This is a genomic window from Kitasatospora sp. MAA19, from assembly GCF_029894125.1.
Taxonomy (GTDB): Bacteria; Actinomycetota; Actinomycetes; order Streptomycetales; family Streptomycetaceae; genus Kitasatospora.
In genome coordinates this window covers 62,556-78,449 of the sequence record NZ_JARXYZ010000031.1, presented here as the reverse complement: position 1 = coordinate 78,449, position 15,894 = coordinate 62,556, and the positions used below count along the sequence as shown (strand labels likewise).

Sequence of the window (15,894 nt, the reverse complement as noted above, 5' to 3'; positions counted from 1 at the left end):
CTGGGGGGGTAGTGACCATGACGGACCTCGAATTCGAGCGCCGGATGAATCCGTGGCTCTTCGACGGCAACGGGAATCTGACCGAAGAGGCGAAGAAGCAGTTCCCCGACCTGGCCGGCGCCAACGCCGCCCCGGTCTCGCTCGGTGCCACCGGAGGCGGCCAGACCGTCAAGGCGAACCCGGGGGTGATCCAGCAGGCCACACAGCACGCCTTCGCCCTCCGCGACGCCGTCAAGACCGAGTGCGGCAAGCCCGGCGAGCACGTCAACGCGGCGGCGGGCGCACTCAAGGGCTGGGCCGTCGGCGGGGCCCTCACGGCCTTCTGGGGCACGTGGACCAACCAGGCCGACGGCCTGCAGAGCACCGTCGGCGACATCGGCACCAACCTCCAGGCCACCGCCCAGGGCTACACGAAGACCGAGGCCGACATCCACGCCGGCTTCACGCAACAGGGCACGCAGGGCGCGCAGGGCTGACCGCGGCACGAGTGGGGAAGCAACAGAGATCATGGTGACGTTCGGCCAACTCCGGCAGGTCGACCTCGGCGGCCTCAACTCGGCCGCCGGCGACTTCGAGAACCTGGTCCGCACCTGGGACCTCACCCGGCGCATGCAGAACGAGGTCATCGGCACCGTCCAGCGGTCCGGCTGGCACGGCGACGCGGCCGGCCTCGCCACCGCCAAGCTCACCTGGGCCCGCGACCAGATCCACGCCGCCTTCGAGGAGGCGTCGGCCATCGCCAAGACCCTCCGCGACGCCCACACCGAGCTCACGGCCGCGAAGAAGGACCTGGACACGGCCGTCCAGCACGCCACCACCGACGGCCTCACGGTCGACGGCGAGGGCGCGGTGCACTGGCCGCCGCCCACGACCGACGCCGACAAACGCGATCCCGAATACGCCAGGAGCTGGCAGGCCAAAGCCGACGCCGCCGCCAAGGCCATCGGTGCCGCCCTCGACCGGGCCACCGAGGCGGACCTCGCCGCCGCCAACGCCCTGGGCAACGACACCGGCAGCGACGGCACCGTGTTCAACGCCGCCCCGGTCGGTGGCCTCCCGGAGGAGGAGGCCAAGGAGGCCACCTTCATCCTCGGCCTCGGCGACAAGGCCACCGACGCCCAGCTCGCCCGCCTCCGGACCCTGCTGGACCACCACAGCAGCGACCCGCGCTTCGCCGCGTCCTTCTACGGCAACCAGGACCCGCAGACGTTCCTGGCGAAGTACGGCGCGATGGCGCAGAGCGCCGACTTCGCCAACAGCACGGCCCGCTCCGCCGCGATCAAGGGCATCCAGCAGGGCCTGGGTCTCACCCTGGCCACCGCGACCGACAGCAAGCAGCAACCGCACGTCTCCGACGACTGGGAGACCAGGCTGCGCGCCGCCGGCGCCAAGCAGATCCCCGTCCCGGCGGGCGCCGATCCCACCCACAGCCCGTACGGCTACCAGATCCTCGCCAACGTCCTGCGGAACGGGACGTACGACCCGCACTTCCTCAACCCGATCGCCGAGCACGTCACCCAGCTCACCCAGGAGAACCCGATGCGCTGGGACGCGGCCGGCAAGGCCGCCTACCCGTTCACCGAGCTCAAGTTCATCGGTGTGCCCGACAAGGACGGCAACCTGCGGGGCGTCAACCCGATGTCCGCCGTCCTGGAGGCCCTCGGCCACAGCCCGGAGGCGGCCACCAGGTTCTTCCACGACGCGCCGACCACCTACAACCCGGACGGCACGGTCAAGAGCAAGGGGGGCGAGAACACGTACCTCACCACGCTCACCGACAACGGCTCCCGCTCCCTCCTGCTCGACCAGCAGTACCCGCCCCGGCCCAACCCCGGCACCGCCGACCCGTTCGAGGTCACCGCCCTCGGCCACGCTCTGGAGGCGGCCACCACCGGGCGGGCGTACGACGACGTCCATGGGAAGTTCCCTCAGCACACCGCGGAGATGAACGACGTCATGCAGCAGGTGGTGCACAAGTTCGGCAGCGGCGACGGTCCGGACCTGCTCAACGGCGGACGGTTCGCGAACCTCAACGGCAGCCTCGGCAACATGACCGCCAACTACATCGGCGACATCCGAGGTGCGCTGGAGGGTCCGGGCGCCGACTCGCACCTCCTCAAGCAGGGCGAGGTCACGCGCCTGGTCGGCACGCTCGGCCGGAACCCGGACGCCTACGCGGCGATCGCCGCCGGGCAGCAGGCATACACTACGGCCCGGATCCAGGACGTGTTCGCCCATCCCGAGCTGCACAAGGACCTGTCCGTGGCGATCGAGAACATCACCAGGCCGACCGGGCAGGTCAACGGACTGATCACCAGTGTCAGGATCGACGAGGTGTACAACAAGCACACCCTCAGCGATGCCGCGTTCAACGAGTCCATCGCCACCAAGCGGGAACTCGCCGGCCAGCTCTGGTCGTTCGCCGGCGACGCGCTGAAGGAGCGGGCCCCTCTGATCGGCGAGGGCGTCGACAACGTGGTCAACCAGATCATGGACAACGTCGCCGCCGGCTACAAGGTGGACACCCACAACGCCGCGAGCGACGAGGCCGGCTCGGCCAGGGAGAGCGCCGAGGCCAACGCCCAGCAGGCGATCATCAACGCGGTCCGCGACGCCGGCCGCACCGCGGGTGTCGATCCGAACTACATCAGCGACGTGGCCCGCCGGGCCGCCGGCGAGGAGAACAACGGCTACGGCAGCGGCGCGCACTCCTACGACACCGCATTCCGCAAGTAGAGCTAGCGCCGCAGAAGGCGCACACCGAGCCACGACCGAGAGCGTTGAGACATGGTTGACGTCGCCCACATCATCCCGCCGTCCCCCGACGACCCGCCCCGGCGGCCGTCCCGGGTCCGCCCCTGGCACGCCGCCGTCTCCCTCATGGTCGCGGCGGCGGTAGGCGGCGGGCTGTGGGCGTGGAAGCCGTGGCAGTCGGTGGAGCTGCCGGAGCACGCGTGCTGGTCACTCCTCGGCAAGGACGACCTGAAGCCGCTCGCAGGCCCGGACGGGACGGCGCGTGAACCCGTCCCGAGCGAGCACATCGAGACCCCCATGAAGTCGGCGAACGCCGCCACGCGCAACGACTGCGTCGTGTGGTGGAGCAGCGGGTACCTCCTGGACGTGAACATCCTGCCGGCCTGGAAGGGCGTCGACGCCGATCGCGCGGCCGACGCCGAGGCCGGGAAGGTCACTCCGCTCGACCTCGGGCCAGGCGCCGTGGGGTGGATCGGTCCCCCCGAAGAGCACTTTGGGCCGACGGCTCGGCTCTACGTGCGGTGCGACTTCGAGATCCGGTCCGACACCGGTCAGACCCCGCCTCCGTACTTCGGAGTCCGCGTCACCGGCGACGTCATCGACGGCACCTCGCCCGGCAAGGTGCGTCAGGCGTACGCGGACATCGCGCTCAAGGTGGCCAGGGCCGCCGCGACCGCGTACGAGTGCGGCAACCGCGTGCAGCTGCCCGCCGCCGTCCCCGGCGTTCCTTCCTAGGCCGCCTTTGCCCGGGGTGGCGGCGAGCAGGCAAGATAGCCGGGTGACCCTCCTTGATCTGATGCCGAAGCCCGCCACCCCCGATGCGCTGTACGAGACGTTCGCAGCCTGGGCGGAGGAGCGGGGGATCACGCTGTACCCGGCGCAGGAGGAGGCGCTGATCGAGCTGGTGTCGGGGAACAACGTGATCCTGGCGACGCCGACCGGCTCGGGCAAGAGCCTGGTGGCGGCGGGGGCGCACTTCGCGGCGCTGGCGGAGGGGAAGCGGACGTTCTACACGGCGCCGATCAAGGCGCTGGTGTCGGAGAAGTTCTTCGACCTGGTCAAGATGTTCGGCACCGAGCAGGTCGGCATGATGACCGGCGACGCGAGCGTGAACCCGACCGCGCCGATCATCTGCTGCACGGCCGAGGTGCTGGCGCAGATCGCGCTGCGCGACGGGCTCCGGGCGGACGTCGGCCAGGTGGTCATGGACGAGTTCCACTTCTACGCGGAGCCGGACCGCGGCTGGGCCTGGCAGATCCCGCTGCTGGAGCTGCCGCAGGCGCAGTTCCTGCTGATGTCGGCGACGCTCGGCGACGTGCGCCGCTTCGAGGAGGACCTGACCCGCCGGACGGGCCGCCCGACGACGGTGGTGCGCAACACGACCCGCCCGGTGCCGCTGTTCTACGAGTACCGCCGCACCACCATGCACGACACCCTGGAGGAGCTGCTGCAGACCGGCCAGGCGCCGGTCTACGTGGTGCACTTCACGCAGAAGGAGGCGGTGGACCGGGCGCAGTCGCTGATGAGCATCAACATGTGCTCGAAGGCGGAGAAGGACGCCATCGCCGACCTGATCGGCGGCTTCCGCTTCACCACCAAGTTCGGCCGCAACCTGTCCCGTTTCGTGCGCCACGGCATCGGCGTGCACCACGCGGGCATGCTGCCGAAGTACCGCCGGCTGGTCGAACGCCTGGCTCAGGCCGGCCTGTTGAAGGTGATCTGCGGGACGGACACGCTGGGCGTCGGGGTGAACGTGCCGATCCGTACGGTGCTGTTCACGGCGCTGTCCAAGTACGACGGCAACCGGGTGCGGATCCTGCGCGCCCGCGAGTTCCACCAGATCGCCGGGCGGGCCGGCCGGGCCGGGTTCGACACCGTCGGACAGGTAGTGGCGCAGGCGCCCGAGCACGTGATCGAGAACGACAAGGCGATCGCCAAGGCCGGGGACGACCCGAAGAAGAAGCGCAAGGTGGTGCGCAAGAAGGCGCCGGAGGGCTTCGTCGGCTGGACCGAGGAGACCTTCGACAAGCTGATCGGCGCCGACCCGGAGCCGCTGGTCTCGCGGTTCAAGGTGAGCCACGCGATGCTGCTGTCGGTGATCGGCCGCCCCGGCAACGCCTTCGAGGCGATGCGCAAGCTCCTCACCGACAACCACGAGGACCGCGCGGCGCAGCGCCGGCACATCCGCACCGCGATCGCGATCTACCGCTCCCTGCTGCAGGGCGGCGTGGTCGAGCGCCTGCCGGAGCCGGACGCCGAGGGCCGGATCGTGCGCCTGACGCTCGACCTCCAGGAGAACTTCGCGCTCAACCAGCCGCTCTCCACCTTCGCCCTGGCCTCCTTCGAGCTGCTCGACCCGACCTCGCCCTCGTACGCGATGGACGTGATCTCGGTGGTCGAGGCGACCCTCGACGACCCGCGCCAGATCCTCGCCGCGCAGCAGAACAAGGCGCGCGGCGAGGCCGTCGGCGAGATGAAGCGCGACGGGATCGAGTACGAGGAGCGGATGGAGCGGCTCCAGGAGATCACCTACCCGAAGCCGCTGGAGGAGCTGCTCACCCACGCGTACGAGGTGTACCGCCGGGCGCACCCGTGGATCGGCGACCACGAGCTGAGGCCGAAGTCGGTGGTCCGCGACCTGTACGAGCGGGCGATGACCTTCTCGGACTACGTCGGCTTCTACGAGCTGGCGCGCACCGAGGGCATCGTGCTGCGCTACCTGGCGAGCGCGTACAAGGCGCTGGAGCAGACCGTCCCCGAGGACGTGAAGACCGACGATCTGAAGGACGTCATCGCCTGGCTGGGCGAGCTGGTCCGCCAGGTCGACTCCAGCCTGCTGGACGAGTGGGAGCAGCTGGCCAACCCGACCGACCCGCAGGCCCCCGAGGTGACGCTGGACGACAAGCCGGCGCCGGTCACCGCGAACGCGCGGGCGTTCCGGGTGCTGGTGCGCAACGAGATGTTCCGCCGGGTCGAGCTGTGCGCGCTGGAGCACTACGAGGAACTCGCCGAGCTGGACGGCGGGTACGGCTGGGACGCGGACCGCTGGGCGGACGCCATGGACGGGTACTGGGAGGAGTACGACGACCTCGGCACCGGCCCGAACGCGCGCGGCCCGAAGATGCTGATCATCGAGGAGGAGGACTCCGCCTGGCGGGTCCGGCAGATCTTCGACGACCCGGAGGGTGACCACGACTGGGGCATCAGCGCCGAGGTCGACCTGTACGGATCGGACGAGGAGGGCCGGGCGGTGGTGCGGGTGACGGCGGTGGACCGGCTCGGCGGCTGACCCTCCGTCAGACATGCGGAGGGGCCCGGAACTTGCCGGGCCCCTGGTCGTTTCCGCGCAGCCGTCAAACCGCCGGTTGCGCCCCCTGATCGTTTGTCACATCCATACAAAGGGCTGACCGGCCACGTAGGAGAGGGCGCGGGTGGCGTCGTCGAGGTTCGGCTCCCCGCCGGCCCCGGAGGCGGTGGGCGCCGGAACGGTGGTGGTGGCGCCCGGGGTGGCGGCGGGGCCGGGGTGGGCGTCGGTCCGCGAGCTGGTGACGGTCACGTAGTGCCCGACCGCCTCGACCCGCGGCTCACTGGCCGGCTTGGCGGAGACGGAGGCGGACGGCGCGGGCGCGGTGGAGGCGTCGGCGAGGATGAAGGCGACGGCACCGGGCTTGGCCCGCAGGGCGTCGGCGGCCTTGGCAGCAGAGGCCTGGTCGGCGAAGCGCAGCAGGGTGACGCTGCTGAGCACCGGGCGGTCGACGCCGGAGAAGCTGACGATCAGGTAGGCATGGCAGCCGCTGTCCCGGAACAGCTCCTGGGTGCGGTCCTGCAGGACCTCGGCGCAGTTCTCGCCCTGCCGGATGGCGCCACGCCGGGCCTTGTACCCGGCGGCCTCGACCGGCCGCTGGGTGGGGAAGAGGCTGTCGGCATTGAGGCCCTCGGAGTCGGTGTGCGGCGGCGGGGTGCCGACCACCGGGGGCGTCCTGGGCGCATCCTTGGTGGACGGGCCGAGGCCGGGTATGTAGTCGCCGGGCATCGGGCGGGTGATGATCCATCCGCCGGCGGTCATCACACCCACCACGACGAACCAGCCCACCACCCGGCGGGCCGTCAGGCGCCTGCCCCGGCCACCGCCCCGACTGCCGCTCAGCTCCGCGCCCGTGCCGACGGCGGCCCCGCCGGTCCGCTGCCCTGCCTGGCCGTCCTGGCCCTCTCCCGGAGTCGGGGTGCGCTCCCGCTGCGTGGTCATGGCGCAGATTCTAAGCAACCGTCGGGTGGCCCAGATCACGGGGTGGGCTGGTTGTCGATCACCGCCGCACGTGCGTACCGACACCGACCGTCCACCCCCCGCCGGCGACCTCCGCCTACTGGCGGGTAACCACCGGTTCGCGTCGGCGTCAAGCCCGTGACCAGCACCGATGCCGTGAGCTTCGACACTGTGGCAAGTGGCACATCCTTCCGCGGATCTTCTGGCGGGTTTCCTCTGGCGCCATTCGAGCGCCAACAGGCAGGATCGGCCCCATGGATCTGCTCGATACCCTCACCGCCAAGGGCCTGCGCGGCGACGTCCCGACCCGCGAGGAGGCGCTGGCCGTCCTCGCCACCACCGACGACGAGTTGCTCGACGTCGTCGCCGCGGCCGGCAAGGTGCGCCGGAAGTGGTTCGGCCGGCGCGTCAAGCTCAACTACCTGGTGAACCTCAAGAGTGGGCTCTGCCCGGAGGACTGCACCTACTGTTCGCAGCGGCTGGGCTCCAAGGCCGAGATCCTCAAGTACACCTGGCTCAAGCCCGACCAGGCCGCCGAGGCGGCCCGCGCCGGGGTGGCCGGCGGCGCCAAGCGGGTCTGCCTGGTGGCCAGCGGCCGCGGCCCGACGGACCGTGACATCGACCGGGTCACCGACACCATCGACGCCATCAAGGACGCCGACCCCGCGGTCGAGATCTGCGTCTGCCTCGGCCTCCTGTCCGGCAACCAGGCGGAGCGGCTGAAGGCGGCCGGCGCCGACGCCTACAACCACAACCTCAACACCTCCGAGAACACCTACGGCGACATCGCCACCACCCACACCTACGCGGACCGGGTGGACACCGTGCAGAAGGCGCACGGCGCGGGCCTGTCCGCCTGCTCCGGCCTGATCGCCGGCATGGGCGAGAGCGACGAGGACCTGGTCGACGTGGTGTTCGCGCTGCGCGAGCTCGGCTCGGACTCCGTCCCGGTCAACTTCCTGATCCCGTTCGAGGGCACCCCGCTCGCCAAGGAGTGGAACCTCACCCCGCAGCGCTGCCTGCGCATCCTGGCGATGGTCCGCTTCGTCAACCCGGACACCGAGGTGCGGATCGCCGGCGGGCGCGAGGTGCACCTGCGCTCGATGCAGCCGCTCGGCCTGCACCTCGCCAACTCCATCTTCCTCGGCGACTACCTGACCAGCGAGGGCCAGGCCGGGCAGGCCGACCTCGACATGATCAAGGACGCCGGTTTCGAGGTCGAGGGCGCCGACGAGGCCACCCTGCCCCGCCACCGCTCGGACATCGCGGCGGCGGCCGCCGCCGGCTCCTGCGGCACCGCCGCCTCGGCCTGCGGCAGTGGCGGCGGCTGCGGGCCGTGCGGCGGGCACGAGGCGCACGAGGCCCCGGTCGCGGCGGCCGAGCACCCGGCGTCCGAGCACCCGGACGCCGGTCAGCCCGGCGACGGGACCCCGGGCGACGGGACCCCGGGCGACGAGCTGCGCAGTGACCTCGTCAAGGTCCGCCGCCGCGGCGCCGGCACCGAACTCGCGCCCAACGCCTGACAGTTCCACCGTCTGGAGTAACCCACCATGCCCCAGCTGTCCGCGGACACGCTGCTCTCCCTCGACCGCGCCCACGTCTGGCACCCGTACGGGCCGATGCCCGGCACCGTCACCCCGTACGTGGTCGAGTCCGCCTCGGGGGTCCGGCTGCGCCTCGCCGAGCCCGTCGCGGGCGGGCGGCGCGAACTCGTCGACGGGATGTCGTCCTGGTGGGCGGCCATCCACGGCTACCGGCACCCGGTGCTGGACGAGGCCGTCCGCGAGCAACTGGGGCAGATGAGCCACGTGATGTTCGGCGGGCTCACCCACGAGCCCGCCGTCCGGCTGGCGGCGACGCTGGTGGACATCACGCCCGAGCCGCTGCGGCACGTCTTCCTCGCCGACTCGGGCTCGGTGGCCGTCGAGGTCGCGATGAAGATGTGCCTGCAGTACTGGCAGTCCGTCGGCCGCCCGCACAAGCGCCGGCTGCTGACCTGGCGCGGCGGCTACCACGGCGACACCTTCCACCCGATGTCCGTCTGCGACCCGGACGGCGGCATGCACCACCTGTGGGGCGGGGTGCTGCCCGGGCAGCTGTTCGCGCCGCAGCCGCCGGCCGGGTTCGACGCCCCGCTCGACCCCCGGTACGCGGCCGAGTTCGAGGAGCTGATGGCCCGGCACGCGGACGAACTGGCCGCCGTCATCGTCGAACCGGTGGTCCAGGGCGCGGGCGGTATGCAGTTCCACTCCCCCGCCTACCTGCGGATGCTGCGCGAACTCTGCGACCGGTACGGGGTGTTGCTCGTCTTCGACGAGATCGCCACCGGCTTCGGCCGCAGCGGCGCACTGTTCGCCGCCGACCACGCGGACGTCTCACCGGACGTGATGTGCCTGGGCAAGGCGCTCACTGGTGGCTACCTGACGCTCGCCGCCACGCTGTGCACCGCCGAGATCGCCGACGGCATCAGCCGCGGCGAGATGCCGGTACTCGCGCACGGGCCGACCTTCATGGGCAACCCGCTGGCCTGCGCGGTCGCCAACGCCTCGCTGGGCCTGCTGCTCGGGCAGGACTGGGCGGTCGAGGTCAAGCGCATCGAGGCGGGGCTGACCGACGGGCTCGCGGCCGCCGTGGACGTCCCCGGGGTCCGGGACGTCCGGGTGCGGGGCGCGATCGGCGTCGTCCAGCTCGACCACCCGGTGGACGTCCCGGCGGCCACGGAGGCGGCCGCGCGTGCCGGCGTCTGGCTGCGCCCCTTCCGGGACCTGATCTACACCATGCCCCCCTATGTGACGGAGGACGAGGACGTGGCACGCATCGCCGCCGCCGTGACGGCCGCGGCGGTGGCGGCATGAGCGCGCGGATCCTGTTCGTAACGGGCACCAACACCGAGGTCGGCAAGACGGTCGCCACGGCGGCCGTCGCCTCGGCGGCGCTGCAGGGCGGCCTGCGGGTCGCGGTGCTCAAGCCCGGCCAGACCGGCGTCGCCCCCGACGAGCCCGGCGACGCCGCCGAAGTCGCGCGCCTGGCAGGCCAACTGACGGTGCGTGAGCTGGTCCGGTACCCGGAGCCGCTGGCGCCCGACACCGCCGCCCGGCGGGCCGGACTGCCGTTCCTCTCCCCCGCCGAGGTGGCCACCGCCGTCGCCGAACTCGCCGCCGCGCACGACCTGGTCCTGGTCGAGGGCGCGGGCGGGCTGCTCGTCCGCTACGACGACGAGGGCCGCACCCTGGCCGACCAGGCCCGGGCCGTCCGCGACACCGGGCTGCCGGCCGAGGTACTGCTCGTCGCCTCGGCCGGGCTGGGCACGCTGAACATCGTCGCGCTCTCGGCGGAGGCCCTGGCGGCGCGCAGGCTGCCGCTGGCGGGCGTGCTCGTCGGCTCCTGGCCCACCGCCCCCGGGCTCGCCGAGCGGTGCAACCTCGCCGACCTGCCGCGCTCGGCCGGCGCCCCGCTGCTCGGCGCCCTGCCGGAACGCGCCGGCACCGCCGCGGACTTCGCCGCCCTCGCCCTCGCCTCGCTGGCCCCCGAGCTGGGCGGCACCTGGGACGCGGAGCACTTCGCGCACGCCCACCGCCCGGAACAGGCTCGGCTTCGCTCGAAGGTGTGATCTCGGCGCCCGAACCGTGGGCCGAGGCGGTACGGGCTCAATACCGTTCCTCCCATGACAGACGGGATGACGGTAGACGAGTCTCTTCGGGCCCTGGCCACCCTGGAGGCTGCGTGGAAGGACGACGACGAGGCGCTGTCCGCCCTCGCCGCGGGCGGTGCGGACGAGCGCTCGCTCCCGGCGCTGGTCGCCGCGTACGGCGAGCACGCGATGGACACCCTGCTGGCCCTGGCCTTCGGGCTGCGGTCGAGCATGAGCGACGAGGAGATCGCCGAACTCTCCGACGCGGTGAGCTCCAACATCGGCGCCCGGATGAGCGCCCTGCTCACCCAGGCCCTGAAGACCTGGGGCGCCCTCGCGGCCCCGGACGACCTGGCGGTGACCAAGGCCATCGCCCACGCGGTCATCGACGCCATGCGCGCCGTGACCGAGGACCCGAGCCGGACCGAGGTCCTGCCCCTGCTGGCGACCTTCCGCACCTACGCCCTGAACAACCCCTGAGGCGTTGGGGCGGCGCGGAGTGGGCCTCGGGAACACCGAAGCCCACTCCTGCCCCCGCCCCCGCCCAGGGGAGTGGGGGCCGGGGCGTATCCACCACCGGAGTTCGGTGGACCGAACGGTCGGCCCACCCATCAGTGGCCGGGCCGCGGCGCGGCCACCTTCCGCCGCTGCGCGAGGTGCAGCCGCTGCTCCGCCCGCTGGTGCAGGAGCAGCACCGAGCGCACCGGCTCGCCGCCCAGCGCGGTGTACGCGTGCGGCAGCGAGGCGTCGAAGCCGACGTAGTCCCCCGGGCCCAGCTCCGTCTCGTACCCGTTCACCCGCACGCCCAGCCGGCCCGCCTGGACGATGGTGTGCTCGGTGCCGACGTGGCCACCGGAGTCCTGGGTGCCGCCGGCGCGCACCTGCTGGTCGTAGACCTCGAACACCGAGTCGCCGGACTCGATCCGGCGCAGCGGGCGCAGGTCCACGCCCTCGCCGCTGAACGACTCGACGTCGGCGGCGCGGACCACGGTCAGCTCGCCGGAGGGCCGCCCGTCGACCAGGTCGGAGATCGGCACGCCGAGGATCCGGGAGAGTCCGAAGACCGTCTCCAGGGTCGGGTTGCCGCCGCCGGACTCCAGTTGGGAGAGCGTCGCCTTGCCGACCCCGGCCTGCCGGGACAGTTCGGAGAGCGACAGCCCGCGCTGGGCCCGGACGCGCTTGAGGTTGGCGGCGAGGACGCCCCGGACGGATCCCTCGGAGACGCTCACGCTCTTCCCCTTCTCTCCGGACATTGTTCGATAAACCGTACGGTACGCATGCCAAGCAGACAGGTCAGCGTAGCGAAGCAGGTCGATACCCCGGGCCGGTCCGACCCGAACCGGCCCTCCCCACCCACGGGTCCGGCTACTTCAACCGCGCCAGCGCCGTGGCCACCCGCTTGACCGCGTCGACGACGTCCTCGGGCTGGCGGGCGGTGAAGCAGAGGCGGAAGAAGCCGGGCACCGGGTTGTGCATCACGCCACCGGGCAGCAGGGTGACCTCGGTCGGCTCGGCCATGAGGTACTTGAACAGCCACTCCTCCTTCGGGTCGAGTCCGCCCGGGCCGGCGAGCGGCAGTCCGGCCGCCTCCTCGTGGGCGTGATCGGCACGCTTGCCGAGGTACTTGGTGAGGTCGAGCCAGAAGAACTGGGCGGCGTTGTCACCGGGGCGGTGCACATAGTCGATCTTCGCGGCGTCCAGGGCGGCCTTGACCTTGTCGAAGCTCGTCTTGAGCAGTGTGCGGTACTCCCGCATCGCGTAGGTGGTGTAGAGCTCGCTGCACGGGCCGTCGGCGGGGGCGCTCAGCAGCTCCTGCATGACGTAGGTCTTCAGCGAGTCGAAGGGGCTGAACCAGGGCAGCGGATGGGTCGGCTCGGCCGGGTCGTTGTTGCCGAGCATGGTGTCGCGCACGGCGAGGTTCCGGGAGACCACGAAGCCGGTGCGGAAGCCGGACAGGCCGAAGTCCTTGGCGAAGCCCCAGACGACGTGGATCCGGTCGGCGTGCTTCTGGTAGGCGTCCAGGGCCAACGCGCTGGTGAACTTAGTGGTGCCGCCTTCGAGTTGGGAGTGGCAGTAGATCTCGTCCGAGACATATGCCAAGGCATGCTAAGGCGCTAACCTGGTGCAATGCAGGCCAGCCACGAGTCCAACCCCCAGCTACGGGCGTTCCTGTACGCGCGCAACAGCCGAGGCGGTAAGAGCACCAAGGCCCAGCTGCTCGAGAACCGGCGCGAGTGCGAGGCCAGAGGGTGGCAGAACGCCGGCGAGTTCGAAGACGCCAACCGCTCGGCCAGCCGGTATGCCAAGCGGATTCGTGAAAACTTCGAGGACATGGTCGCGCGCGTCCACGGCGGCGAGGCCGACGTCATCATCAGCTGCGAGTCGAGCCGCCTCCAGCGAGACCTTGAGGTCTACGTGATGATCCGCCGCCTCTGCGTGGAGACCCACACCCTGTGGTGCTACGGCGGCGCCGTCTACGACATGTCCCGGCCCCAAGATCGCAACAGGACCGCGCTCGACGCCGTCCAGTCTGAGTCCGAACTCGACGTCATTCGCGAGCGCAACCTCCGTACCGTCCGCCTCAACGCCGAGTCCATGCGACCTCATGGACGGGTCCTCACCGGCTACGTACGCCGCTACGACCCCGAGACGGGCGACCTCATCGATCAAGTCCCAGACGAGACCTGGGCCCCGCTCGTCCAGCGGGTCTTCAGGGAGTTCGTCAGCGGCATCACTGCTCACAGCATCGCCCGCGGGCTCCAGCGTGACGGCCTGCTCACCTCGACCGGGCGAGAGTGGCGAGACACCGGAATTGTCGCCATGCTCAAGACCCCTGGTTACGCCGGGTACCGGGTCTTTCAGGGCAAGATCATCGGTAAGGGCGCCTGGGACCCACTGATCGATGACCTCACGTGGCGGCAGGCGCAGATGATCCTCAACGACCGCTCCCGAAAGGGGTCACGGACGACGGCGGTCGTCAACGAGCTGAGCGGCATCCCTAGTTGCAGCGGCTGCACAGGTACCGTGCAGGCCGTCGGCCGACGCAGCAAGCGCAAATACGGGTGTCGTACCAAATTTTGCGCCAGCATCGGGGCCGACGTGATGGAGGCGTACGTCGAGGAGCGGTTGGTGCGGTGGCTCGGCCGGCCCGACACGGCTGCCGCATTCCAAGACCCTGCCCGCAACGCCGAGGTCGAGGAGGCTGTTGCGCTGGTGGCGAAGCTGGCGGCCGAGCTGAACCAGGCGCGCGCCGCGGCGAAGACCGGTGCGCTCAGTGTCGCGAGCCTGATCGCCGTAGAGGCTGGCCTGCTGCCGCGGCTCGCCGATGCCCAAGCTGCTGCCGAGGCGTGTACGACGGCGTCGCCGCTGCTTGTCAGTCTGCTCGGCCGGGACGACGTCGAGGCTCGCTGGGGCGCGTTGACGTTGGAGCAGAGGCGCGCGGTGCTGCGTGAGGTGGCCACGATCACGCTGCACCCGGCCCTACGCCGAGGCGACTCCACACTGTATGAGGGCCGGATCGTGATGACGCTCGGCCCTCGGCGACCCGGTCAGTCGTCGGACGCGGCGAGTGCCGCGTCGTCCATCGGCTGACGTACAGGCAGGCGAACCACCGTGCCGGCATGCAGTACGGGGGGCTCGTCCAGCATGCCGGACGACTCCATCTTGAGAGCCACCGCGATGGCGCGCCTCTGGATCGAGAAACGCTCCTCTTCCAGGGCCTGGAAAAGGGCTCGACGCTCACGGTCCAACATGTCCTGTGCAGCCTTCCGGCCGCGGGCCAGATCGGCGCGCATACGCTCGCGCTCAGACGCAACGACGGCCTGAGCGGCGATGGCGAGATCCCGCTCTTCGGCAAGCGCAGCGCGCTCCGTGGCGGTGTCGCGCAGAGCCCGGAGGATGACCTGAACGCAGATGACCATGGCGGACACGAGGAGGAGGGCGGACCCGGATATGGCCTCCCCTGCCTGATCAGTCACGCTGCCCACCCCCATGGCAACGAGCCCGGTCGCCGCACCGACCGACGCCGCCATCTGACTGACCTGCACGTCCACCACACCCCTATGCCTCGGCCGCTTTACCCCCGTTGCTGCCGTCGCGCTCTGCTGCCCTGTCTCGCCTCAGCCGGTCGACCATGGCGAGGAACATTTGGCGGTCGACCGGATCGGTGATGCCGAGTTCGTCGGCGGCTTCGTCGGGGGTGATGGGTCGTGATCGTACAGCGTGATCCGGCCATCCGGGCAGGGATTCGGATGGAACGATTCCACCTTCAACCATCAGTTCTCGGAGCGGCACGCGGAGTGCGCGGGCGAGACCTTCGTAGCTGGCGGGGTCGAGTGCTCGGGTGCCGGCCAGTACGCGGCTGATGGTGGTCAGGCTGATGCCGGAATCATGCGCAAGCCGGCTTTTCCCTCCGCCGCGAGGCGAGACGACGTCGTATCCGGCACGCAGTGCCGCGGTCCGGAGGTATGCGGCGAACCGTTGCAGATCGCTGAGGGTGCGCGCGCCGGGGCGGCGCGGAGGCGGGGTGTTGGCGTCCATGGTGCGCAGATTAGCGTGCCAGCTAGCACCCTGGCACATGCTTGCCAGATGGCAATTTCGCTGGTCAGCCCGTTTCAGTCAGGTTCCTGCCACCGATCTGCAGCGCTAGACACACGTTCGATTAGTGATCCGCGTGAAGCCAGGCCCTTTACGTGCTTGCTAGCAAGCATCAGATGGCGTAACGTACTTGCCAGCAAGCAAGCACGCCGCCTGACATACCGGGAGGTGACACCACGTGTCCAGCACCACGTACCGCTTCGACACCGAGCGCCTCATGGAGGCCGCCGCCCGCATGGGCGACAACAGTGGGTACGCCATCGCGCGCCGCACCGGGCTCACCCAGAGCGCCGTGTCGCGCATCCTGGCCGGCCGCCGCCAGCCGACGCTCACGTCGGCCGCGCTGATGGCCCGGACCTACTCCACTCCGCTCGATGACCTCGTTGGCGTCGCCGCATGACCCGCGAGCAGCGCGAACGGATCCTCGGGCCGGCCGGGCTCGCGCTCGTAATTGAGGACGGCAAGACCGACCGGCCGCCGTCCGTCGAGCAGCTCGTCCGGCTCCGCGCCATCTTCGCCGGATCTGTCCGAAAGTCGTCGCGCTCCAGTACGACGCTCGGCCGCGCCGCCGCCTGACCCCAGACATGGGTTGGGCCGCCCCTCTGGCGCCAACCAGGGACGGCCCCGACCCACCGATCAACTCACCCAA

At 70.9% G+C, this 15,894-nt stretch carries 16 protein-coding genes; 11 read left to right on the top strand and 5 right to left on the bottom strand.

Annotation, left to right across the window (positions count from 1 at the left end; genetic code table 11):
• Positions 1–17 precede the first annotated feature (17 nt).
• Genes P3T27_RS32680 through P3T27_RS32665 form a run of 4 tightly spaced genes read left to right on the top strand, consistent with a single transcriptional unit; the run spans position 18 to position 6,043 of the window.
• Positions 18–476, top strand: a complete 459-nt coding sequence (locus tag P3T27_RS32680) for a hypothetical protein (RefSeq protein ID WP_280684881.1) — start codon at positions 18–20, stop codon at positions 474–476.
• Between the two features lie 31 nt (positions 477–507).
• The gene (locus P3T27_RS32675) at positions 508–2,736 is read left to right on the top strand and encodes a hypothetical protein (protein WP_280684880.1); all 2,229 of its coding nucleotides are present in this window, start codon (positions 508–510) and stop codon (positions 2,734–2,736) included.
• A gap of 51 nt (positions 2,737–2,787) precedes the next feature.
• Positions 2,788–3,489 carry a hypothetical protein gene (locus P3T27_RS32670; RefSeq protein WP_280684879.1) on the top strand — a complete coding sequence of 234 codons (702 nt, stop codon included), beginning with the start codon at positions 2,788–2,790 and terminating at the stop codon, positions 3,487–3,489.
• 43 nt (positions 3,490–3,532) lie between these two features.
• Positions 3,533–6,043, top strand: coding sequence for a DEAD/DEAH box helicase (locus P3T27_RS32665; RefSeq protein ID WP_280684878.1), 2,511 nt, complete (start codon positions 3,533–3,535; stop codon positions 6,041–6,043).
• A gap of 96 nt (positions 6,044–6,139) precedes the next feature.
• Here the strand turns inward: P3T27_RS32665 and P3T27_RS32660 are convergent, their stop codons facing one another.
• Complete coding sequence (locus P3T27_RS32660; RefSeq protein WP_280684877.1) at positions 6,140–7,000, bottom strand: hypothetical protein; 861 nt, start codon at positions 6,998–7,000, stop codon at positions 6,140–6,142.
• 272 nt (positions 7,001–7,272) lie between these two features.
• Between P3T27_RS32660 and bioB the strand changes: the two genes are divergently transcribed.
• Genes bioB through P3T27_RS32640 form a run of 4 tightly spaced genes read left to right on the top strand, consistent with a single transcriptional unit; the run spans position 7,273 to position 11,129 of the window.
• Positions 7,273–8,541, top strand: a complete 1,269-nt coding sequence (bioB, locus tag P3T27_RS32655; protein WP_280684876.1) for a biotin synthase BioB — start codon at positions 7,273–7,275, stop codon at positions 8,539–8,541.
• 27 nt (positions 8,542–8,568) lie between these two features.
• Positions 8,569–9,873, top strand: coding sequence for an adenosylmethionine--8-amino-7-oxononanoate transaminase (locus P3T27_RS32650; RefSeq protein WP_280684875.1), 1,305 nt, complete (start codon positions 8,569–8,571; stop codon positions 9,871–9,873).
• A complete protein-coding gene (gene bioD / locus P3T27_RS32645) occupies positions 9,870–10,628 on the top strand; it encodes a dethiobiotin synthase (protein WP_280684874.1) in 759 nt (252 codons plus the stop codon). Before P3T27_RS32650 ends, bioD begins: the two co-directional genes overlap by 4 nt.
• 54 nt (positions 10,629–10,682) lie before the next feature.
• Complete coding sequence (locus tag P3T27_RS32640) at positions 10,683–11,129, top strand: hypothetical protein (protein ID WP_280684873.1); 447 nt, start codon at positions 10,683–10,685, stop codon at positions 11,127–11,129.
• A gap of 131 nt (positions 11,130–11,260) precedes the next feature.
• On the opposite strand, the gene P3T27_RS32635 is transcribed toward P3T27_RS32640, so the two are convergent.
• Together P3T27_RS32635 and P3T27_RS32630 are read right to left on the bottom strand one after the other, a co-directional pair.
• Entirely contained in the window at positions 11,261–11,878 is a 618-nt protein-coding gene (locus tag P3T27_RS32635) for an XRE family transcriptional regulator (protein ID WP_280684872.1), read from the bottom strand.
• A 136-nt stretch (positions 11,879–12,014) separates the two neighbouring features.
• Positions 12,015–12,749, bottom strand: a complete 735-nt coding sequence (locus tag P3T27_RS32630; protein ID WP_280684871.1) for an aminotransferase class I/II-fold pyridoxal phosphate-dependent enzyme — start codon at positions 12,747–12,749, stop codon at positions 12,015–12,017.
• Positions 12,750–12,776: 27 nt separating this feature from the next.
• On the opposite strand from P3T27_RS32630, the gene P3T27_RS32625 reads away from it, so the two are divergent.
• Entirely contained in the window at positions 12,777–14,240 is a 1,464-nt protein-coding gene (locus tag P3T27_RS32625; RefSeq protein ID WP_280684870.1) for a recombinase family protein, read from the top strand.
• Here the strand turns inward: P3T27_RS32625 and P3T27_RS32620 are convergent.
• Complete coding sequence (locus tag P3T27_RS32620; protein ID WP_280684869.1) at positions 14,198–14,704, bottom strand: hypothetical protein; 507 nt, start codon at positions 14,702–14,704, stop codon at positions 14,198–14,200. The genes P3T27_RS32625 and P3T27_RS32620 overlap by 43 nt on opposite strands.
• Positions 14,705–14,708: 4 nt before the next feature.
• Positions 14,709–15,188, bottom strand: a complete 480-nt coding sequence (locus tag P3T27_RS32615; protein ID WP_280684868.1) for a helix-turn-helix transcriptional regulator — start codon at positions 15,186–15,188, stop codon at positions 14,709–14,711.
• Positions 15,189–15,423: 235 nt separating this feature from the next.
• On the opposite strand from P3T27_RS32615, the gene P3T27_RS32610 reads away from it, so the two are divergent.
• Positions 15,424–15,645, top strand: a complete 222-nt coding sequence (locus tag P3T27_RS32610; RefSeq protein ID WP_280684867.1) for a helix-turn-helix transcriptional regulator — start codon at positions 15,424–15,426, stop codon at positions 15,643–15,645.
• Positions 15,642–15,821 carry a hypothetical protein gene (locus P3T27_RS32605; RefSeq protein WP_280684866.1) on the top strand — a complete coding sequence of 60 codons (180 nt, stop codon included), beginning with the start codon at positions 15,642–15,644 and terminating at the stop codon, positions 15,819–15,821. The genes P3T27_RS32610 and P3T27_RS32605 overlap by 4 nt, the downstream gene beginning before the upstream one ends.
• The last annotated feature ends 73 nt before the right edge of the window (positions 15,822–15,894 follow it).